Annotated in this window: 17 protein-coding genes; 14 read left to right on the top strand and 3 right to left on the bottom strand. The window is 64.8% G+C overall.

Going from position 1 to position 19,831, the window contains the following annotated elements; genetic code table 11:
• The first annotated feature begins 75 nt into the window (after nucleotides 1–75).
• Genes Rhe02_RS30840 through Rhe02_RS30795 form a run of 10 tightly spaced genes read left to right on the top strand, consistent with a single transcriptional unit; the run spans nucleotide 76 to nucleotide 11,533 of the window.
• The gene (locus tag Rhe02_RS30840) at nucleotides 76–1,572 is read left to right on the top strand and encodes an O-antigen ligase family protein (RefSeq protein ID WP_203911923.1); all 1,497 of its coding nucleotides are present in this window, start codon (nucleotides 76–78) and stop codon (nucleotides 1,570–1,572) included.
• The gene (locus Rhe02_RS30835; RefSeq protein WP_203911922.1) at nucleotides 1,569–2,585 is read left to right on the top strand and encodes a Gfo/Idh/MocA family protein; all 1,017 of its coding nucleotides are present in this window, start codon (nucleotides 1,569–1,571) and stop codon (nucleotides 2,583–2,585) included. The genes Rhe02_RS30840 and Rhe02_RS30835 overlap by 4 nt, the downstream gene beginning before the upstream one ends.
• Nucleotides 2,582–3,529, top strand: a complete 948-nt coding sequence (locus tag Rhe02_RS30830) for a thiamine pyrophosphate-dependent dehydrogenase E1 component subunit alpha (protein WP_239124156.1) — start codon at nucleotides 2,582–2,584, stop codon at nucleotides 3,527–3,529. The genes Rhe02_RS30835 and Rhe02_RS30830 overlap by 4 nt, the downstream gene beginning before the upstream one ends.
• Nucleotides 3,526–4,521, top strand: a complete 996-nt coding sequence (locus Rhe02_RS30825; protein WP_203911921.1) for an alpha-ketoacid dehydrogenase subunit beta — start codon at nucleotides 3,526–3,528, stop codon at nucleotides 4,519–4,521. Before Rhe02_RS30830 ends, Rhe02_RS30825 begins: the two co-directional genes overlap by 4 nt.
• On the top strand, nucleotides 4,521–5,645 hold the full coding sequence (locus Rhe02_RS30820) for a biotin/lipoyl-containing protein (protein WP_203911920.1): 1,125 nt from the start codon (nucleotides 4,521–4,523) through the stop codon (nucleotides 5,643–5,645). The genes Rhe02_RS30825 and Rhe02_RS30820 overlap by 1 nt, the downstream gene beginning before the upstream one ends.
• Nucleotides 5,646–5,659: 14 nt before the next feature.
• Nucleotides 5,660–6,784 carry a DegT/DnrJ/EryC1/StrS family aminotransferase gene (locus Rhe02_RS30815; protein WP_203911919.1) on the top strand — a complete coding sequence of 375 codons (1,125 nt, stop codon included), beginning with the start codon at nucleotides 5,660–5,662 and terminating at the stop codon, nucleotides 6,782–6,784.
• Nucleotides 6,785–7,786, top strand: a complete 1,002-nt coding sequence (locus Rhe02_RS30810; protein WP_203911918.1) for a glycosyltransferase — start codon at nucleotides 6,785–6,787, stop codon at nucleotides 7,784–7,786. It begins immediately after the preceding gene.
• Nucleotides 7,779–8,762 carry a UDP-glucose 4-epimerase GalE gene (galE, locus tag Rhe02_RS30805; RefSeq protein ID WP_203911917.1) on the top strand — a complete coding sequence of 328 codons (984 nt, stop codon included), beginning with the start codon at nucleotides 7,779–7,781 and terminating at the stop codon, nucleotides 8,760–8,762. Before Rhe02_RS30810 ends, galE begins: the two co-directional genes overlap by 8 nt.
• The gene (locus Rhe02_RS30800) at nucleotides 8,759–10,663 is read left to right on the top strand and encodes a DegT/DnrJ/EryC1/StrS family aminotransferase (RefSeq protein WP_203911916.1); all 1,905 of its coding nucleotides are present in this window, start codon (nucleotides 8,759–8,761) and stop codon (nucleotides 10,661–10,663) included. Before galE ends, Rhe02_RS30800 begins: the two co-directional genes overlap by 4 nt.
• A 12-nt stretch (nucleotides 10,664–10,675) precedes the next feature.
• The gene (locus Rhe02_RS30795; protein WP_203911915.1) at nucleotides 10,676–11,533 is read left to right on the top strand and encodes a phytanoyl-CoA dioxygenase family protein; all 858 of its coding nucleotides are present in this window, start codon (nucleotides 10,676–10,678) and stop codon (nucleotides 11,531–11,533) included.
• Between the two features lie 58 nt (nucleotides 11,534–11,591).
• On the opposite strand, the gene Rhe02_RS30790 is transcribed toward Rhe02_RS30795, so the two are convergent.
• The gene (locus Rhe02_RS30790; RefSeq protein ID WP_203911914.1) at nucleotides 11,592–12,083 is read right to left on the bottom strand and encodes a hypothetical protein; all 492 of its coding nucleotides are present in this window, start codon (nucleotides 12,081–12,083) and stop codon (nucleotides 11,592–11,594) included.
• An 815-nt stretch (nucleotides 12,084–12,898) separates the two neighbouring features.
• Here Rhe02_RS30790 and Rhe02_RS30785 point away from each other — a divergent pair.
• The 4 genes from Rhe02_RS30785 to Rhe02_RS30770 all read left to right on the top strand — a co-directional run bounded on the left by Rhe02_RS30785 (nucleotide 12,899) and on the right by Rhe02_RS30770 (nucleotide 17,101).
• Nucleotides 12,899–14,407, top strand: coding sequence for a recombinase family protein (locus Rhe02_RS30785; RefSeq protein ID WP_203911913.1), 1,509 nt, complete (start codon nucleotides 12,899–12,901; stop codon nucleotides 14,405–14,407).
• 84 nt (nucleotides 14,408–14,491) lie between these two features.
• Nucleotides 14,492–14,803, top strand: coding sequence for an STAS domain-containing protein (locus tag Rhe02_RS51025; protein ID WP_203911912.1), 312 nt, complete (start codon nucleotides 14,492–14,494; stop codon nucleotides 14,801–14,803).
• 230 nt (nucleotides 14,804–15,033) lie between these two features.
• On the top strand, nucleotides 15,034–15,858 hold the full coding sequence (locus Rhe02_RS30775) for a hypothetical protein (RefSeq protein ID WP_203911911.1): 825 nt from the start codon (nucleotides 15,034–15,036) through the stop codon (nucleotides 15,856–15,858).
• 34 nt (nucleotides 15,859–15,892) lie between these two features.
• Nucleotides 15,893–17,101, top strand: a complete 1,209-nt coding sequence (locus Rhe02_RS30770) for a helix-turn-helix domain-containing protein (protein ID WP_203911910.1) — start codon at nucleotides 15,893–15,895, stop codon at nucleotides 17,099–17,101.
• A gap of 314 nt (nucleotides 17,102–17,415) precedes the next feature.
• Here Rhe02_RS30770 and Rhe02_RS30765 read toward each other — a convergent pair whose 3' ends face one another.
• Both Rhe02_RS30765 and Rhe02_RS30760 read right to left on the bottom strand, forming a co-directional pair.
• Nucleotides 17,416–17,946, bottom strand: a complete 531-nt coding sequence (locus Rhe02_RS30765) for a hypothetical protein (RefSeq protein ID WP_203911909.1) — start codon at nucleotides 17,944–17,946, stop codon at nucleotides 17,416–17,418.
• A gap of 105 nt (nucleotides 17,947–18,051) precedes the next feature.
• The gene (locus Rhe02_RS30760) at nucleotides 18,052–19,737 is read right to left on the bottom strand and encodes an aminotransferase class V-fold PLP-dependent enzyme (RefSeq protein ID WP_203911908.1); all 1,686 of its coding nucleotides are present in this window, start codon (nucleotides 19,735–19,737) and stop codon (nucleotides 18,052–18,054) included.
• Between the last annotated feature and the right edge of the window lie 94 nt (nucleotides 19,738–19,831).

Here is a 19,831-nt window from a genome sequence, read left to right as displayed (position 1 = left end):
AGATCGCCCGTTTGCAAGCGCCAAGACTTGGCTGCTAGCGTCCATTTTTACGCGGTTAGGTGGCAAGGAGCGGGTGTGCAAACTGGCGAGGTGGTGATGCCACACACCGTTGATCCGCCGCCGTCGGCGCATGCGAGCCCGGTTTCCGCGTGGCTGGGCAAGGCGATCGTGGCGCTGCTCGGGGTGCTTCTCGTCGAGGTGCTCCTGGAAAGCTGGCTTGTCACCGCGCTCGGTGAAGTCGGCTGGCCCAAGACGTTCAAGAGCGTGCTCTATTTCTCGCTTCTCGCGCTCACCGCGGTGAAGTTCTCGGTCGACCGCAGCTGGGGACGGCTACGCACCAGGGCCGATCTGGTGCTGCTGATCCTCGGCGTGATCATGGTGGTGGCCGGGATCGTTGGCGGATCTTCAGCCCTGCTGGTCAGCCAGGCGATGTTTGTCTACTTCCGCGGTGTCCTGGTCTTCTACGCGATGCGGGCCGTCGCCCCGGGCTGGCGCAGCTTCAAGCCGCTGCTCTGGATCGGCGGCGTCATCATCGCCATCAATTCGGTCGTCGCGATCTGGCAGTTCATCGTGGGGGAGTCCGCCTACACCGCCCTCGGCTGGGTCGACCTGCAGTGGGCCGGCGAGCACCGGGCCCAGGGTCTGCTGGAACACCCCAACGACCTCGGCCATGTCACCAGCTTCATGCTGCTCGGGCTGCTCGCCTGGTTCCTCGTCGCAGAGAAGATCAAGCCCCGCTGGTGGGCGCTTTTCGTCCTCATCGCGGTGGGTCTGGCCGTGGCCCAGTCGCGGCTGTCGCTTGTCGCCGCGCTTGCCGCCGTGGTGGCCGTCGCCGTGGTGAGGCGTCGCGACCTCAAGCGCCTCATCGTCGCTGGTCTCATCATCGGGGTGGTCGGGGCCTCACCGATGGTGCTGCTCAAAGAGAATCGCGACGATCTCATCTACCGCGTCAACGGATTCATCGGCGCGCTGTTCACTCCCGGCGAGGACGACCGCCCCGAGTGCATCGACACAAAATCGCCAGAATGCGACCGGGAGATCCGCATCATCTTCATCAAGCAGGGCACCGAGCTGTGGGCGGAAAGCCCGGTGCTGGGCTATGGGGTCGGCCAGTTCGGCGGAATCGTCGCGGTCAAGGAAGACCCCGACTGGAACATGGACCAGCGTTTTCAAGACGTTCTCGGGCCGAAGGGCTTCGACCTGCACGACTTTAAATCCACCTCGGTGGACGTTTTCTGGCTCCACCTGCTGGTGGAGGTGGGCGCGCTCGGCCTGATCGCGTATCTTGCCTGGATGTACCTGATCAGTGCCCCCCTGGTCAGCGCGGCTCGCAGGCACGGCAACGAGCCGCGCGACGCGATCTTCCTGTGGTCGACCGCGGCCATCGCCTTCGCGGTGCTCATTGCCACCTGGTCGGCGTCGCTGGAGGACCCGCTGTTCCCGCCGATGCTCTTCGGCGTTCTCGGCTTCGGGTGGGCGCTGCTGTGGTCTATGCCCTCTTCGGCGGCCTCGGCGGCCATCGCGGCCGGCGATGAAGATAATGTTCGCCCAGAAAGGCGGGAGATGACATGACGGGTGCGATTGCGCAGATCGGCTTCGGCTACTGGGGTCCGAACCTCGCCCGTAACCTGGGCGCTCTGGCCGGGCCGCGGTGGCGTCACCTGGTCGATCTCTCGCCGGAGCGCAGGGAGAAAGCGGCCTCGCTCTACCCGAACGTGAACGTGACCGACGACCTCGATGCCGTGCTCGCCGATGACGGGGTCAGCGCTGTGGTGGTGGCCACACCGGCCGCGAGTCACGCGCCGCTGGCGCGTCGCGCCCTCGCCGCGGGCAAGCACGTCTTCGTCGAGAAGCCGCTGGCACTGTCGACCGCCGATGCGGTGGAGCTTGCCACCACGGCCGACGACAAAGATCTCGTGCTGATGGTGGGGCACACCTTCGAGTTCAACCCGGCCGTGCGCGCGATGAAGGAATATGTCGACAACGGCGAGATCGGCGAGGTGCTTTACCTACACTCGCAACGGCTCAACCTGGGCCGGATTCAGAGCGACATCAACGCTTTCTGGTCCATCGGCCCGCACGATGTGTCGATCGCCAACTACCTGCTGGGCTCGTCGCCGGAATGGGTGTCGGCGCGCGGTGCCCGGTACCTCAATGAGGCTGTCGAAGACGTCATGTTCGTCACTGTCGGCTATCCCGGCGGCATCCTCGCCCACATGCATGTCAGCTGGCTGGATCCGTCGAAGACCCGCCGCACCACCGTGGTGGGAAGCAAGAAGATGCTGGTTTACGACGACATGGACGCCGACGGCCGCCTGAAGATCTACGACAAGGGCGCCGACCGCCTCGACGCCGATGCCTACGGCGCTTGGCAATACCGGCTGCGCGACGGCGCGATGCACGTGCCGAGCCTGCCGATGGTGGAGCCGCTCTCCACCGAGCTGCGCCATTTCATCGAATGCGTGGACGCCAACCGCCGCCCGGTCGTCGACGGCTGGAACGGCGTGCGCACGGTCGCCGTCCTCGAGGCCGTCGACGAGTCGCTGCGCCACGACGGCGCGAAGGTGGCGGTGAAGGGACAGTGACCATCGCCCCCACCCGCATTCCTCGCCAGCGCGAGCTGCAGGCCGACCCGAGGACCATGGGAACCCCCGAGGAGCCTCGCGATCTGCGGCTGTATAGGCGGATGCGCTTCATCCGGCGGTTCGAGGAGACGCTGCTCGGTCTCTTCGACGAGGGTGTGCTCAACGGCACGACACACGCCTGTATCGGCCAGGAGGCCGACGCGGTGGGTGTGATCGAGCACGTGGAAGAGGGCGACCACATCTTCAGCAACCATCGCTGCCACGGCCATTACCTTGCCCGCACAGGCGATGCGCTGGGTCTGATGGCCGAAATCATGGGCAAGGAGGCGGGCGTCTGCGGCGGCATCGGCGGCAGCCAGCACGTCTGCGCGCCCGGGTTCATGTCCAATGGCGTGCAGGGTGGGATCGTCCCGACCGCGGCCGGGATAGCGCTCGCGATGAAGCTGCGCGGCTCGGATCGGGTCAGCGTGGTCTTCATCGGCGACGGCACCCTGGGCGAGGGCGCGGTCTACGAGACGCTCAACATCGCCGCCCTGTGGGACCTGCCGCTGCTGATCGTCCTTGAGGACAACGAGTGGGCGCAGAGCACGCCGACCGAGCTGAACACGGCCGGCAGCATGCGGGCGCGGTTCGAGGCCTTCGGCATTCCGGTCACGGAGACCACCACCACCGACGTCGCCGAGCTGGATGCCTTGGCGGGTAACGAAATCGCGGCGGTGCGCACGACCGGCAAGACCCGAGTTCTGTTGGTGCACACCTATCGGCTGTGCCATCACTCCAAAAGCGACGATCACCGGCCGGAGGAGGAGGTGGCCCTGCGCTGGGTCACCGAGCCGCTCGCGATCGCCCGGCAGCGGATTGCCGAGTCGCAGTGGCAGCGCATCGACGCCGAGGTGGAAGCGGCGCTGGCCGAGGTCGTGGCGACGGCGAGGGCCCTGCCATGATCTTTTCCAAGGAGTTGGGTGCGGCTCTGCGCGAGAGCCTGGAGACCGACGATCGGGTCGTGCTCATCGGTGAGGACATCATCGATCCCTATGGCGGGGCGTTCAAGGTGACCCGGGGGCTGTCGACCGACTTCCCGGAAAGGGTGCGCACCACCCCGATCAGCGAGGGCGCCATCGCCGGGATCTCGGCGGGGCTGGCGCTGGCCGGAATGCGCCCGATCGCCGAGGTCATGTTCGGTGACTTCATCACGCTTTGCTTTGACCAGGTGGTCAATCACATCACCAAGTATGAGGCCATGTACAACGGGCAGGCGACGTGTCCGGTCGTGTTCCGGGTGCCCTCCGGTGGGCATCGCGGTTACGGCCCGACCCACAGCCAGAGCCTGGAGAAGCATTTCCTCGGCGTGCCGCACCTGAAAGTCGTTGCGGCGTCACTTTTTCACGACCCGCGTGAGGCATTCCGCGGCTTCCTGGAACAGAACACGCCGGTTCTCTACATCGAGCACAAGCTGCTCTACCCGCAGAACCTGAGGCTGCCCGAGGGCGGGATGGTCGGCGACCTCATGGCCGTCAAGCACGGCTCGACGATCGGGCTCTCGGCGGTACCCAGAAATGATTGCACGGCAACGGTATTGGCTTATGGATATCAGGCCATGCTCGCCGCCGAGGTGGTCGAAAGGCTCGCGGTCGAAGAGGAGATCTTCGTCGAGCTGCTGGTGCCGGCGCAGCTTTCGCCGATGGACTGGACCCCGGTCGAGGAGTCCGTCCGCGCGACGGGAAGCCTGGTGACCGTGGAGGAGGGGACAGGCGGCTGGTCGTGGGGCACCGAGATCGCGGCCGTCATGTCCGAGAAGGCATTCGGCCGCCTTCGCCGCCCGATCTCAGTCGTGGCAAGCGAACGCACCGTCATCCCGTCATCGCGGGCGCGCGAGGCGGGAATGCTTGTGGGCACGCCACAGATTGAAACCGCGATCCTGGAGGCGGCGAAATAATGAAGCCCGTCATCATCCCGACGCCCGATGTCAACAGCGAAACCGGCATCGTCGTGGCCTGGTTCGTCGAAAATGGACAGTGGATTGACGCGCAGGCCGATCTCGTGGAAATCGAGACCAGCAAAGCGGTTATCGAGGTGGTCGCGCCTGAGAGCGGATACCTGTTGCAGCTGGCTTCGGTCAAGGACGAGGTGAGCCTGACCAGTCCGGTCGCCCTGCTCTTCGACGACGAGGCGGCGCTCAAGGCGCACGAGGCCCAGCTGGTGGCGCAGCGCGAGGCCGCCGCCGCGGCGGGTGCGGGGGTGCGCGCGAGCGTCAAGGCCGTGAAGCGGGCCGAAGAGCTGGGCGTGGATCTGTCCACGTTGGACGCCAGCCACCTCATCACGGTCAAGGATGTCGAGGCAGCCGCTGCCGCGGGCCAGCAGGTCGACTACAGCACGCTGCCCTTGCCGCTGACCGCGCAGCCGGGTGTCGAGCGGGTGCTCATCATCGGCGGCGGCCGTGGGGCCACCCAGGTGATCGACATCTTCGCCGATCTGCCCGGGCAGCAGGCGGTCGGCATCGTCGACGACAACCGCGACAAGTGGGGTGTCGAGCTGGCCGGCGTTCCGGTGGTGGGCGGCACCGATCGTCTCAAAGAGCTTCTTGATTCGGGGCACTACGATGCCGCGATCATCGCGATCAGCACCTCGGTCGCGGCCCGGCGCAAGCTTCGCGAGCTGTGCGCGGCCAACGGGGTCCGGCTCACCAACGCCATCGACCGCACCTCCAAGGTCGCCACCGGGGTGGTGATGGGCAAGGGCAACGTCATTTGCGCCTTCTGCCACATCGGCACCGAGACGGTGGTCGGCGACAACAACTTCTTCTCCGCCTACAACTCCTTCGACCACCACAACGTGGTCGCCAATGATTGTTCCACCGGTCCCGGCTGCCTGACCTCCTCGCGGGTCAAGCTCGGCGATCAGGTGCGGCTGGGCACCGGCATCCACATCGAGCCCGGTGTGGAGCTCGGTGACCGGGTGCAGGTGGCCTCGGGCGCGACGATCCTGCGCTCGGTCCCGGCAGATCATGTCGTGAAGACCAAAGTCGTCACGACCTCCGTTGTCCCTTCTCGGCGCTCGTGATAGGAGCTTCGCCAATGTCCAAGATTCCTCTGGTGGATCTCAAAGCGTCCTACGCCAAGCAGAAGGAGGCGATCGACGCCGCGATGCAGGAGGTCATCTCCAACACCCGGTTCATCAACGGGCAGGAGATCAAAGACTTCGACGCCGCGTTCGCTCAGTTCTGCCGGACCAAGCACTCGATCGGTGTCGGCTCCGGCACGGCCGCGCTGCACCTTTCGCTCGCGGCGCTTGGCATCGGGCCCGGCGACGAGGTGGCCGTCCCGGTGCACACCTTCATCGCGACGGCGGAGCCGGTGAGCTGGCTCGGCGCCCGGCCGCGCTTCGTCGACATCGACCCGGAGACCGGCAACATGGACCCGGCCGAGCTGAAGGGCTTGATGGAAGGCGTCTCCGCCATCTTGCCGGTACACATCCACGGCCGGCCGGTGGACATGGAGGCCATCGCGGCGATCGCCGCTGACGCTGGCGTACCGGTAATAGAGGACGCGGCCCAGGCGCAGGGCGCGGAGATCGTCAAGACCGACGGGACGGTGGTCCGCGCGGGCGGCTACGGAATCGCCGGCTGTTTCTCCTTCTTCCCGGGCAAGAACCTGGGCGCCTTCGGCGACGCGGGCGGCATCACCACCAACGACGACGAGTTCGCCGCGAAGGTGAAGATGCTGCGCGACCACGGGCGCACCACGAAGTACGAGCACACGGAGATCGGTTACGCGCACCGGCTCGACACCCTTCAGGCGGCCGTGCTCAACGTGAAGCTGACCGTGCTCGAAGAGGGCAACCTGCGCCGGCGCGAGCTGGCCGCCGACTACAGCGAGAAACTGCGCGGTGTCGGCGACCTGCGGCTGCCCCCGGCCACACCCGGCCAGGTCTCGGTGATGCACCACTATGTCGTGCGCACCCACCATCGCGACGCCCTGCTCGCGTTCCTCAAGGAGCAGCAGATCGAGGCGGGCATCCACTACCCGATCCCGCTGCACCTGCAGCCCGCTTACGCGTTCATGGGACACAAGGAAGGCGACTTCCCGGTCGGCGAGGCCTACGCCCGGGAGTGCCTGTCGTTGCCGATCTACCCGGAGCTGACCGATGAGCAGCTCGAGCGGGTGGCGGCCGCCGTGCGGGACTTCTTCGAGAAGCAGTAAATGGCATCCGAACAGTTGCGCGTGCTCGCTGTCACCAACATCTGGCCGGTTGGTGACAGCTTCCGCGGCATCTTCGTCAAGGAACAGGTCGAGGCGTTGCGCCGCCTCGGCGTGCACGTCGATGTCGAGGTGGTCGCCCAGAACCGGGGCAAGGCCGACTATTTTCTTGCCGCCCAACGAGTCCGGCGTAAGGTGCGACGTGGCCGATACGATGTCGTGCACGCCCATTACGGGATGTCGGCCTTTTCCGCCCGCTTCGCCCCGGGTGTGCCGAAAGTGCTGTCGCTTTACGGAAGCGACATCAACGTGTCGTGGCAGCGGGCGTTCACCCGGTTCGGTGCCAAGGACGTCGCGGCGCGCATCTATGTCTCGCAGAACCTCGCGGACAACGCCGGCGATCCCGGCGGGCACGTCATCGCCGACGGCGTCGACTTCAAGCTCTTCGCGCCCGGCGACCGTTCCGGCGCCCGGGCCCGCTTCGGCATTGCGAAAGGGGAGTCCGCGATCCTCTTCGGCGGGCATCCCGCCAACGAGGTCAAGGGCTATGACGTGTTCAGCGATGTGCTGCAAGAGCTGCGTTCGCGTGGGCGCAACGTACGCGAGCTGCTGATCGTCGGACAGAACCAGCCCCGCAGCGAGGTGCCGCGCAAGTTCGACGCCGCTGACGTGCTGCTGTTCACCTCGCGCAAAGGTTCCGAGGGTTCGCCGAGCGTGCTCAAGGAGGCGGCCGTGATGGGGCTGCCGATCGTCTCGGTCAACGTCGGTGATGCGGCTAAGGTGCTGGCCGGGGTCACGCATTCCGAGGTGGTGGACTTTCCTGAACCTTGGGGTGACGACGAGGCGCGGGCTAAACTGATCCGCTTGCTGGCAGACCGGGTGGCCGACGTCCTGTCTGCCGCCGAGCGCTCCAACGGGCGCGAGCTGCACAGCTCGCTGAGCTCGGAGCGGGTAGCCGGGCAGATCGTCGAGGTGTACCGAAAGGTGTTGCAGCGCAATGGTTAGACGCGACGTCTGGCTCGTCACCGGTGGGGCGGGTTACATCGGCGGGCATATCGTCGCGCGCCTGCACGCGGCCGGCCGGCCGGTGGTCGTCTACGACGACCTTTCCACCGGAAGCGCGCATCGCGTGCCCGACGGCGTCCCGCTGATCTGCGCTTCGGTGCTTGATGAGGAGGCCCTGGCGAAGGCGCTCGTCCAGCACGAGGTGACCGGTGTGATGCATGTGGCCGCGAAGAAATCGGTGCCCGATTCCATGCGCGACCCCGTGCTGTACTACCGCGAGAACATCGGCGGAGTCGTCACGCTGCTCGCCGCGATGGTGCACACCGGGGTGAAGAAGCTCGTGTTCACCAGCTCCGCCGCGGTCTACGGGATGCCATCGGCTTCGATCATCACCGAGCAGACCCCGGCCGAGCCCATCAGTCCCTACGGCTACAGCAAGCTGGCCGGCGAGCGGATGATCGCCGACGCCGGCCGCGCCCACGATATCTCGTGGCTCGCGTTGCGCTACTTCAACGCGGTCGGAGCAGAGGGCGACCAGCTGGCCGACCGCGGGGGGACAAACCTCTTCCCGGTCATCTTCCGCGCTTTCGCCGCGGGCAAGCCGGTGGCTGTGACCGGCGGCGACTTCGCCACCCACGACGGAACGGGCGTACGCGACTACATCCACGTCGCAGACTTGGCCGACGCGCATGTGGCCGCGGCCGATCGGCTGACCCGCGGCCCGGCGGCGCAGGTGCTCAACGTCGGCACGGGCAAGGGTTACTCGGTCCTCGACGTCCTCGCGGCCCTACGCAAAGTGACCGGCGTCGAAGTGCCTTATGCGATCGGGCCCCGCCGGGATGGTGACCCCGCGACAGTTATCGCTGCAGTCGATAGGGTGCGCGAAGAGCTTGGCTGGTCCGCTCAGCGTGATCTTGATCAGATGGTGGCGTCGGCATGGTCGGCCCGGCAGGCGACGGACGAAGGTATGCGATGACAGCGCAGGGAGACAGTATGTGGGACAGCCGGGTGGCGCGATTGCTCGATCGCACGCCATCGCACAGGTTCAGCCAGGGCGAGGTGGCCGAGCTGCGCCGGTGGTCCGGCGAGGTGCGGGCGGTGGTGCAGCGGCTCGCCCTGCCCGAGCAGTGCGTGCTTGCCGTGCAGGAGTCCCGCCGTTTGGACAGCGACGGCCTCAGCCGTGAGGAGCTGGTGTTCCGGCGCGACGACGGCTCTACCTTCACCGCGATGCTGGTCCGTCCCGACGAGCAGACCCAGCAGGGCGCCGTCGTCGCCTATGGCGCTGACCCTGACGCGCTCGCTCTCGACGGGCTCACCGTGCTCGCGCTGTCCACTGTGGACGAAGCCGACGACGAGGCGCTGCTTCTGGTGGGGCGCTCCCGCCTGGCGGCGGGGGTCGACGACGTGCTCTCGGCACTGGCTTGGCTGCGCGATCACCAACAGATCGAAACCATTGGGTTGTACGGAACAGACGCCGTCGTCCTGCACGCCGCGCTGATCGCCGGTGGTGGCGCGCCGGTGGCCGTGGATGCGGCGATCGGGTCCTACACCGATGCAGGCAACCGCGAGCTGGCCCTGCCCGGCATCCTGCGCTATGCCGACCTGCCCGACCTCTATGCCGCGCTCGCGCCGCGCCCGCTCTGGCTGGCCGGCGAGAACGCCACCGTGAGCGGGGCATATAAGGCCTTCGGCGCCGAGGAGCAGCTGCAGATCGGCAAGCCGCTCGCCTCGTTCTTCGGCAACGCGCGCGTCGCCACCCCCGGCATCCCACCGCTGAAGGTGCACTTCGGCATCCCGGCCCGGCTCGAGATAGCCGACCGGCTCGACCAGGTGCTCGCCTCGGGCATGCTCACCCAGGGCAAGCTGGTGGTGGAGTTCGAGAAGCTGGCGCAGCGCTTCACCGGCGCCGAGTCCATCGCGGTGTCCACCGGCACGGCCGCCCTCGACATCGCCTACCAACTGCTCAACGTGGCGGGCAAGACCGTGCTCGCGCCGGTCAATACCTTCTTCGCCACAGCCGCTTCCATCGAGCGGATGGGAGGCAAAGTCGACTTCGTCGATGTCGAGCTGGACGGCTTCGGCATGGATCCTCAGTCGCTGCGCGAGGCGCTCGCCCGCCACGATGACGTGGCCGCGGTGGTGGTTGTCCACATTGGAGGAATCGTCGCCCCCTCGTTCAAGGAGGTGCTGGCGGAATGCGCGGCCCGGGGCATCCCGGTGGTCGAGGACACCGCCCACGCGCTGGGCGCCACCCTCGATGGTCAGCTGGCCGGCACGCTGGGCGCGATGGGCACCTACTCGCTGCACCCGGCCAAGGTGGCCACCAGCGGTGAGGGTGGTTTCTTCGTCGCCAAGGACCAGGCCCACCTCGACGCGGCCCGCAAGCTCCGGGACCACGGCAAGATCTCCATCGACAAGAACGTGCACGACCGGCTGGGCAACAACTGGCGGCTCTCCGAGGTGCATGCCGCGGTGGGTCTGGCCCATTTCGCTCAGCTCGACGACATGCTCGCCATGCGCCGCGCTCTTGCCGCCTGGTACGACGAGAACATCGACAGCGTGCCACGGGTGAAGCGATATGCGATCCCCACCGGTTCGGTGAGCAACTACTACAAGTACATGGCCATCCTCGATCCCTCGATCGATCGGGCCGAGCTCAAGGCACGCCTGCGTCAGCGCCACGGGGTCTCGCTCGCAGGCGAGGTTTACGACGTCCTGCTCAGCGACCAGCCCTACTTCGCCGAGCGCTTCGCGGGGCGCACCTTCGAGCGAGCCGAGTGGTTCACCCGCCACCACATCTGTCTTCCGGCCTTCCCGTCGATGACGACGGCAGAGCAACGCCACGTTCTCCACGCGCTTCGCACCGAACTGTCCTGAGAGGAAAACGCAATGCAGGTTCTGTCCAACGGCGTTCCCGTGACCACCGATTCTGAGAACTTTGCGCCGATGCGGGACAGCTCCGCGCTGCTGGGCGATCCAGACAAGCTGCGCGCCCAGTTCGAGCAGGACGGCTATGTCTACCTGCGCGGGATTCTCGACCGGGAGAAGGTCATGCAGCTGCGTGGCTTTTACTTCGGAATGTTCGACCCGGCCTATTTCGCCGAGGACACCTCGCCCGAGGCGGGCATCTGGTCGGGCACCATCCCGGCGGGCCAGCTCTCCCACGGCGTAGCCGGCCACCCGGCGCACACCCTGGTGCGCTCGCCCGAGTTCGAGCAGTTCGCCGCGAGCCCGGAGCTTGAGCAGGTGGCCCGGATCCTTCTCGACGACGACCAGGTCTTCCAGCTGCCCCGGCAGATCGTACGTCACTTCAACAAGGGCCCGCTCTCCTCGCGTGCCCACACCGATTTCGACTACATGGATCGGGGCTCGGCGAGCATCATCACGATGTGGTTGCCGATAGGGGACTGCCCGGTTCAGTCGGGCGGCTTGACCTATCTCGAGGGCTCGCACACCATCGCCAAGGACAAGCTGGACGTTCTGAAGACAAAACGAACCGATCGGCCGAATGACACTCGGCCGATCAGTCACGATTTGGATTGGACGGCCCAGCAGCTGGGCGGCCGCTGGCTCTACGCCGACTATCAGGCCGGCGATGTCGCCATCCACTCGCCGCACCTTGTGCACGCCTCTTTGGACACCCAGACCGACATGATGCGTATGTCAGTCGACGTCCGTTTCCTTCCGCGCAGTGTCGAGCCGGATCCGCGCTGGCTCACCAAGTGGTCCGGCGACGACGGCAACTGATCGGCCGTCACACAACGCAATGGGTCTTCGCTTCGGCGAAGACCCATTTTTAGCGTGATCAGAATCTGACTTTGTTCTTACTGCCCTTCGGCCGCCCGGAGGGCTTGGAGTGTTGCGGGGTCAGGGCGTCTTCTTCGAGCAGGCGGCCGGTGAGGACCGCCCAGGCTCTGAAGTTACCCTCGCGCCAGCGGGGTTCTCGCCGAGGCGGTCGATGGCGCCAGGCGTCCGGCTCTGGGAGATCGGTCGGCCGGGCTTCGCCCTCCTCGCGAATGTGCTTGCGTCGCTCTTTCATCAGATCCCGCATGGTTTGCGGCTTTAGGTCCAGAATCTCGGCAGCGTCGTAATAATCCAGCAATGTTTCCGACGCCAGGCGTTGGGCTCGAGTGCGATGATCGCTTGCCCGCATATCGGCACGCTGCGCTGACAGGAGCTCCCGTGCTTGCTGCAACTCGTCGAGACGTGCCTGCTCGGCGACTGTCAGCTCCCGTTTGCCGTGCTTGACCGCCCTTTCCAGGGGTGGTGTTGTCACCAACACGTTGTCGTCCTCCAATGAAGTGCACCCAGATCGAAGTAGCTGGGGTACTCATAGTTTCGACGCTATGGCCAGGGCCGCCAAAGTTCAACACCGCAACGGTTGGACTCGCTCGTTGGTGCATTTGCCGTTCGGTGGCGGCCGGGCAGTGTTCTTGATTTACTGCGTCTATTCGTGTTTGGTCCCGTCACCAAGTAGGCAATCGGTCGTTATTACGCTCCGTATTTCCGAACACATACTCTAATTCCCAAATAAAAATAATGGCAGCGGAAAGCGTTGACGCTTATCTTCCTGTCCAATTAGTATCCTTCCTGGTGCTGTGGGTAATCAAGGGCTTGTTCCCCTAAGAATAAGCCCTGATATGCGTTGCTCACTTCATGCGGAACCGTGGTGCGGAGGCAAACTGCAAGGCTAAATCGCACAACGAAGGGGGAAACAAAACATGAGTGACTTGAATGACTGGGCAAAAAGCTACGTCTTAACCGATGATCCAAATGATACGTCGGAGTCGGGTAGCGGAAATGATGCGTCAACCGCGATGTAAAGAGCACACCAGCGGTTACCGTGCCGGATGCGAAGCCTGCCGGGCTTACGGCCGCTGGTATACGAGCACCCGCCAAAGGCTTTTGCAGCAAGGGAAATGGGAGTCAGCAGTCAGCACGGCAGCGGTTCTTGCACACATCCGTTATCTGACTACCAACGGTCTTGACTATAAGCAGATCGCCGACAGAGCTGGGATTGATCGGGCAAGCCTGGACGCCATAGTCAAGGGACGGACCCACACCACACTCGCCGTGACCGGGCAAGCAATCCTCGGCGTAAATCTGCCGGCGATGCGAGCCAGGCGTGGGTTCATCGAGGCGACAGGCACCCGGCGCAGGCTGCAGGCACTGGCGCTGGCTGGGTGGACAGCGGCCCGGGTCGGGCAGCGGCTAGGGGTGATCCAGCGCAATATTTCCCGGGTACGACATGGTGACATCCGTCGCGTGCGGGCGACCTTTGCCGCCTCAGTCGCCCAGCTCTACGATGCGGAAGCCGGCCGAGCCGATCTCATCTCGCGATCGGATCGTGAGATGCCGTCGGGCAAAGCCTGGTTGCCGGCGAGGATGTGGACAGCGCAGACCATCGACGATCCACACGCCGAGCCGCTGGCCCCGCTGGCCCAGCCGATCGGTGTGCGGCGCAGGCTGCAGGCGCTGGCCTACATCGGCCAAGGACCGGTTCAGATCGGCGCCTGGATCAACGAAAGCGCTGCCGTGGTGCAGGAGTGGACATTGGGCGGTCCTATCCCGAGCTACGCGGCGCATCTCGTGGACTCTGTATATAGGCGTTGGCAGGCTACCCCGGGCCCGGACACCCAGGCCCGCGAGCTTGCGGCTGAGCGGCATTGGGCGTCCGCGCTGGCGTGGGACGGCCGCGACATCGATGCCGTGGATGCCAGACCACAACGCAGCGCGAAGCCTCCCGATCCCGGAGAGGTCGAAATGGCCAACGTGCTCGGGGCGCTGGCCGGCGATGTACCCAAAACCGATCTCACCCGAGCCGAACGAATCTATGTGGTCAACCAGCTTCACAAGCGTGGTGTATCGGATCAACGAATCAGCTCATTGTTGCGCTGGTCGTCCGATGAGGAACGCGGTCAGGCCGCAGTAGCCCGGTTCAGGACGAGCCACCAGATCGGGCGACAGAGCGATCTTAATCAGATGGCCTTCCCTTCGTTACCGAGTGTTAATCGGAACAGTGATAACAAGGCCAGGGTGGGCCTCATGCGCCTGGGCTACGCGTTCATGACTGGCCGAGCGGCCGAAGATCAGCTCCAGATGGAGGCGCTCGGTCAAGCCCGTTGCGAGCAAATCATTGTCGAGGGTCCGAGCGAGCAGTTCGACCGCCCGAAACTTCGTGCCGCATTGCGCCACCTGGGCCGCGGCGACACCCTCGTGATCTATACGCCCGACCGGGTCGCTGGATCCATGAGGGAATTACTTAGCCTGCTTAACAATCACCTGTACCAGCGTGAAGTCAACATGATGATCCTGGCCGGAGACTTCGCCGGTCTGCACCGTCCCGACGGTCCGACCATCGGCGACAAACTGCTGTTCCAGGTGGCCGCCATGGCGGCCGAGATGGACAAAGGAGGAGGTGTCACCGAGGGCGCGATGGCCGGCGGTGCGCAGACAAGGTCCTCACCGCGGCCGGGGGGTCGGCCCGCGGTGATGAACGAGGAACTGATCGCCGCAGCGCGGGTTCGACATGTGCGAGGGGAGTCGGTCACCGACATCGCTCGTCAGCTTGGGGTGGGGCGGTCCACGCTGTATCGCGCCTTAAGACTTACTGAACGCTAGACATGACGGGTCGTTGTCGAGGTGCCGCAACGCCAATCGGCGTAGTCGCATCGTGATATCTGTGTTCTGCCGAAAGGAGCACAGATGACAGCGTCATGTGCGGTGGAAGTATCGAACGGTGAATGTTATGTATCGCTAACGGGAGAGGTCGATCTCCACAATGCTGAGGTGATTGTGGAGTGGCTGCAGCTCGCGGTCGATGTACCGGGCTGCTCCAGCGTGGAGGTCGATCTCTCATCGTTAGATTTCCTTGATGGGCAAGGTATATCTAGTCTGCTGCGTGGCCACCGTTACGCCGAAGCGCGTGGCGTGAACTTCAAAGTCAAGCAGCCACGGCTGATCGTTGCGCGTGCGCTCAATATCACTGGTGCGGACCGGGTTCTCGGCTTGTGCTAATGCTTGCTTGCCAGTTGAGTCGTCTCTGGTGGTTGTCATAGGGACAGACTGGTATCGGCTTCATGCAGCGCTGTCGCACACATACGGCCCCTGCAAGCGGCCTCAGTCTTTATTGGTTCCAAATACTTCGGGACACTCTTAATCCGGATTGGATGCCACAGTCAGCCATGCATACGTTTACTCCAACCACAGCGAGGGGACTTCGCTTCTTCACTGCGATCATGTCGGCAATGATTGTTTTGGTCATGCTGGTCGCGATGGCGGCGCTCAAGCGCAACAGCGTCCAGACCCGGCCCACGGTGGATGTGCAGACACTGCCGGGACCAGTAGATCTTCTAGAGCTCGCCAACGGCCGGGCGATCGGCCCGCTGGGAATGGTGGTCGCCGTACCGTCCGGTAGCTGGCTGCAGTGGGCCTACATAGACAGCAAAGGTGAGGTTTCCGGCTCGCCTGCGGCAGAACGGGACTCCAGCGCGATGGAATCGGTGGTGAAGGCGTGGATCGCCGCCGATTTCCTGATGCGCGATCCCACTCCCAGTCAGAGCCGTCTGGAACAGATCCGCCGGATGGTGCGCGACAACAACGATAAAGACGCGCAATCGCTGTACGTCAGTCTGGGCGCAGACGAATCGATCGAACGTATGATTGCGGTTTGTAGCCTTGCGCACACCAAGGTGGCGCCGGGTTGGTGGGCTAAAACCACCACCACGGCGGCGGATACGGCAAGACTGAGTCGATGTATTGGTTCGGGTAAGGCAGCGGGTCCGAAATGGACGCCCTGGCTGCTGACCGAGCTGCGGCAGATTCGCGGGCAGGGTGCGTTCGGTATCACCCAGGGCCTCACCGTTTCGGCCGCACCGCAGGTTGGCTACAAGAACGGCTGGACGCTCTACGAGCGAGAATGGGCGGTTAATTGCATGGCTGTGGCTGATACGTGGTCGCTGGCGATTATGCAGCGCTATCCCAAGGAGCTGAACCTCGAGCACGGCGCGCGTAACTGCGCCCAGATCGCCACGCAGCTCATCTTGTTCATGCAGGCCTCCCGCGCCGGTTGACGCGCAGGCCGAAGCGAAACGCCGGGAGGTTGTCGTGAGTCGAAATCGGCTGATGGGTGCCGATGCAGAAATAGGAGTTCGCCTGGCGCGGTGGCGTAGGCGCCGCGGGCTCTCTCAGTCCAGACTCGCCGCGCTGGCCGGGCTCTCCCAGCCCTACCTGTCGGAGCTGGAGTCCGGAATCAAGCCGCTAGACCGTCCATCCACTCAACTGAAACTTGCAGAGGCGTTGCAGATTTCGCTGGCGCAACTACTGGATCAACCGGGTTATCCCGATCACACAAGAAACAAGGTTCTGGCTCAGGTACCAGGGGTACGGGTCGCATTGCTCGAGCTTGCGTTAGGGGAGAGGTCCACGCCGAGCCGCTCGATGGAGGCGCTGCGGCTCGATGTTGGTGACCTGGTGGACATTCGCAACTCGGGTAACTGGTACGGCACCATGCATCGAATGGCTCCGCTGTTGCGTGAGCTTGCCGCGCATGGCCGCGCCAGCGCGGAGCTGATGACCCGAGCCCTGTCGGTCGTCCGTTTCGCCTTGGCCCACTTGGGCTTTGATGATCTGGCCGGGGAGGCCGCGGATCTCGGCGTGCGTACAGCCGCCGGTATAGCTGATGGGGCATATCTCAGCCTCGCCCGCTACTCGTGGGTCAAGTCGTTTCCGGTGGAAGCGGCCGAGATCGGGCTGCGGGCCGCGCTGGGGGCGCTGGCCAGTGCCAAGACCGACAGCCGGCAGGCCACCGAAATGACGGGCTGGCTCCATCTGCTTGCCGCGCAACAGGCCTGTTATCTGGGCCGGGGGAACGACGCGAGCATGCACCTGGACGAAGCGCGGCTACTGGCGAAACTGCTCGGTGAGCCGGTGCGCGTCTCGTCACATGCCGCGGGTTTTTCGGGCAACTGGTTCAACACGACCACTGTCGACGTATGGCAGATGTCCGCGGCGGCCCAGCTGCGCGATATCCGCTGGGCGATGCGAATCCGGGACACCATCGACCTCACGGCGCTCCCGTTTCCGCTGGGCCAAGCCTGGTACCGCTTCGCGCTGGCGCGGGCTCTGCTGGCCGCGGGCCAGGACGAGGAAGCGGTGGCAAGCCTGGTCACCGCCGAACGTGTGGCGCCGCAGCACTTCCGGATGTCGCGCTATACCCAGGAGTTGCTCTCCGAGCTGATGGTGCGAGCGCAGCGCAAGACGAATCGTGACCCGATTCTTGCGCTGGCTCAGCGGGTCGGCCTGAGTCTGCAATGAACGCAAACACAATTATTACTGCCCATCGCAACTGGCGATCGAAATCGGCTCAAGCCGCAATATGCTGAAGGTGGTTCAGACAGTCATCCTATCGAAGTAGCGGAAAGGCTCCTCCGCACCGGTTGCCACCGCTAGGGAGTGGCTGAGCCTGGGTGTGGCGTCCAGACACGTGCTATGGACGCCACGCCCTACTTTTTTGTGCTTTTTGTGCAACTGCAGTTTGTACAACTGTGTATTGGGCATGGCAAAGCCGCGACGAGCGGTCAGGATACGGCCAGTCCCTGACAGCTCGCCGCGGAGTCTTTGTTCGCCGGTCAGTCCTGTGGGTCGCGCGCTTTGATGAATGCGGCCTCGACCTCCGCCAGGACACCGAGTGTCACCGGTTCGGCGTCGGGCCAGCCCGGCGCGGGGTAGGCGCCATCATGACTTGCTATGTATATGGCTCTGATGACTTGGCTGGCGGAGCGGTGGTCGAGATAGCCAAGTAGGGTGCCAAAGCGATGCAGCGCCCGCCCGATCGCCAAAGAGCAGGCGATGAGCAGGATGGCCCAGGTCTGTTCGGTCTGGTCGTGTTTGGGGCTGCGCAGCGATTGCGCGTCGAAAAGCGACACCCAATCCACGAGTATTTCCTTCTTGCCGGGCACCCAGTGCAGATGCCGGGCGACGCTCGCCTCCAGCAGGAGCCGGCCGTCGTCGTATTCGGACAGCAGACTGACCGCGGCCACTATGCCCACGTCCTGTGTGCTGGCATAGGCCCGGGCCCCGGCGGCCATGGCGGCGCTCACCGTGTGCGCATGCTCCGGCTCACCGATCAGGGGTGGTTCTGTCGTCTCGATTTCGAGCATATTGCTTCCCTCATCCTCAAGCTTCGGGTAGCCAACAAAAGAGTCAACGCATAGCCGCGCGATTAGTTTCGTGCCAGTTGACGCTGATGGAGAAGGGCAGAGCGGTCAGGTCATGCAGACGGCGGGCAACTCGAACCAGCGAAGCTGGTCGAAGCGCGGGGAGACGGTCACGACCGCGTCGGGGGACTCGGTGGTGGGCATCGCGTCGCAGATCTCGTGGGCGACCCGCAGATAGTCGCGCAGGGCGGACTCGGGTGCCCTTTCGTGGTGGGCCGGCCAGCGCAGCCGGCCGGTGGCATCATAGTGCAGCTGGGTCAGGCGCAGCGGCGGCTCGACGAGGCCGTCGCGGTGGCGCCACAGCCCGCTGTAGGGGTTGAACCTGTATTCGGGCAACAGCTTCCACGCCTCGTTCGCCACCACGTGCACGGCTTCGACGATGTAGCGGGCGGTCGCCTCGGAAATGAAGTAGTTGAACGAAACCCGCGCCCAGCCGGGCTTGATCCCCTCACAGCCGGCCCGGATCTCCTCTTCGAACTCGTGCGAGCGGGCCAGGTCGATGCCGAGCAGACGATGCCCGTAGGGGCCGGCACACGAGCACCCGCCGCGGGACTGGATGCCGAACAGGTCGTTGAGGATGGCCACGACGAAGTTGTGGTGCAGATGGCGGCCGCTTGGATGCAGTACCCGAAAAGAGATTATGGAAAGTCTCTCCGCCTCGAGATTGCCGAGGATCTCGATGCGCGGGTTGGCCCGCCACGATGTAATGGCGTGCCTCAGGAAGCGTTCCTCCTGGGCCTTGATGACATCCGTGCCGACGGCCTCCTTCAGCTGGAAGACCAGGCCGGCCCGGATCGAGTCGACGATGGCCGGAGTGCCGCCCTCCTCCCGCGCCTCGTGGTCGGCAAGGTAGCGATGGTCAGTCGGGTTGACGTATTCGACAGTGCCGCCGCCCGGGACGCTGGGCACCCGGTTGCGCAACAGATCGCGGCGCACGACCAGCACGCCGGGAGTGCTGGGCCCGCCCACAAACTTGTGCGGGGAAAGGAAAATCGCGTCCTTGTAGGCGTCGGGATGCTCGGTGCACCGGCCGTACATCTCGATCTGGATGTAGGGCGCGGCGGCGGCGAAATCCCAAAACGACAGCGCGCCATAGCGGTGCAGCAGGTCGGAGATGCGATGGGTGTCCGACAGGATGCCGGTCACGTTGGAGGCGGCCGAGAACGAGCCGATTTTCAGCGGGCGATCGACATATTTCTTCAGCTCCACCTCAAGGGCGTAGGGATCGATGTGGCCGCCGTCGTCCTCCGGGATGACGATGACGTCGGCGATCGACTCGCGCCACGGCAGCTCGTTGGAGTGGTGCTCGTAGGGCCCGATGAAGACCACCGGGCGTTCCTCGGCGGGAATCTGCTCACTGAGGCGGTAGCGCTCGTCGAGCTCGTGGGGGATCCGCAGGCCCAGGATGGAGATCAGTTTGTCTATCGCGCCGGTGGAGCCGGAGCCGGTGAAGATGACGGCGGTCTGGTCGTCGCCGCCCACCGAGGCGCGAATGATGTTTCGGGCGTCCTCGCGCAGCCGGGTGGTCTGCAGGCCGGTGCCGGAGGCTTCGGTGTGGGTGTTGGCATAGCGCGGCAGCACCTCGTCGCGGATGAAGTCTTCGAGAAAGCCAAGCGCTCGCCCGGAGGCGGTGTAGTCGGCGTAGGTCACCCGGCGAGGCCCGAACGGCCCCCACATGACCTGGTCATCGCCGATGACCTCATCGCGGATGCGCCGCAGAAGGGGTGCTGCCATACCTCAGTATCCGCCCTCGGCAACGGCCATACCCCCAAAAGATCTTTGCAAGATTTTGCGGGTACGCAACCCTCCTGGCCTTGCCCAGAAGTTG

The organism is Rhizocola hellebori (genome assembly GCF_016862955.1).
In the GTDB taxonomy this organism is placed as follows: Bacteria; Actinomycetota; Actinomycetes; order Mycobacteriales; family Micromonosporaceae; genus Rhizocola; species Rhizocola hellebori.
The sequence above is the reverse complement of the archived record's forward strand: the minus strand, read 5'-3'. Positions and strand labels throughout refer to the sequence as shown.

Coding starts and splice junctions, on each gene's coding strand:
- Rhe02_RS30785 (WP_203911913.1), top strand. CDS start 12,899: ATGCGAGCCAGGCGTGGGTTCATCGAGGCGACAGGCACCCGGCGCAGG.
- Rhe02_RS30795 (WP_203911915.1), top strand. CDS start 10,676: ATGCAGGTTCTGTCCAACGGCGTTCCCGTGACCACCGATTCTGAGAAC.
- galE (WP_203911917.1), top strand. CDS start 7,779: ATGGTTAGACGCGACGTCTGGCTCGTCACCGGTGGGGCGGGTTACATC.
- Rhe02_RS30825 (WP_203911921.1), top strand. CDS start 3,526: ATGATCTTTTCCAAGGAGTTGGGTGCGGCTCTGCGCGAGAGCCTGGAG.
- Rhe02_RS30810 (WP_203911918.1), top strand. CDS start 6,785: ATGGCATCCGAACAGTTGCGCGTGCTCGCTGTCACCAACATCTGGCCG.
- Rhe02_RS30835 (WP_203911922.1), top strand. CDS start 1,569: ATGACGGGTGCGATTGCGCAGATCGGCTTCGGCTACTGGGGTCCGAAC.
- Rhe02_RS30815 (WP_203911919.1), top strand. CDS start 5,660: ATGTCCAAGATTCCTCTGGTGGATCTCAAAGCGTCCTACGCCAAGCAG.
- Rhe02_RS30800 (WP_203911916.1), top strand. CDS start 8,759: ATGACAGCGCAGGGAGACAGTATGTGGGACAGCCGGGTGGCGCGATTG.
- Rhe02_RS30765 (WP_203911909.1), bottom strand. CDS start 17,946: ATGCTCGAAATCGAGACGACAGAACCACCCCTGATCGGTGAGCCGGAG.
- Rhe02_RS30760 (WP_203911908.1), bottom strand. CDS start 19,737: ATGGCAGCACCCCTTCTGCGGCGCATCCGCGATGAGGTCATCGGCGAT.
- Rhe02_RS51025 (WP_203911912.1), top strand. CDS start 14,492: ATGACAGCGTCATGTGCGGTGGAAGTATCGAACGGTGAATGTTATGTA.
- Rhe02_RS30775 (WP_203911911.1), top strand. CDS start 15,034: ATGATTGTTTTGGTCATGCTGGTCGCGATGGCGGCGCTCAAGCGCAAC.
- Rhe02_RS30820 (WP_203911920.1), top strand. CDS start 4,521: ATGAAGCCCGTCATCATCCCGACGCCCGATGTCAACAGCGAAACCGGC.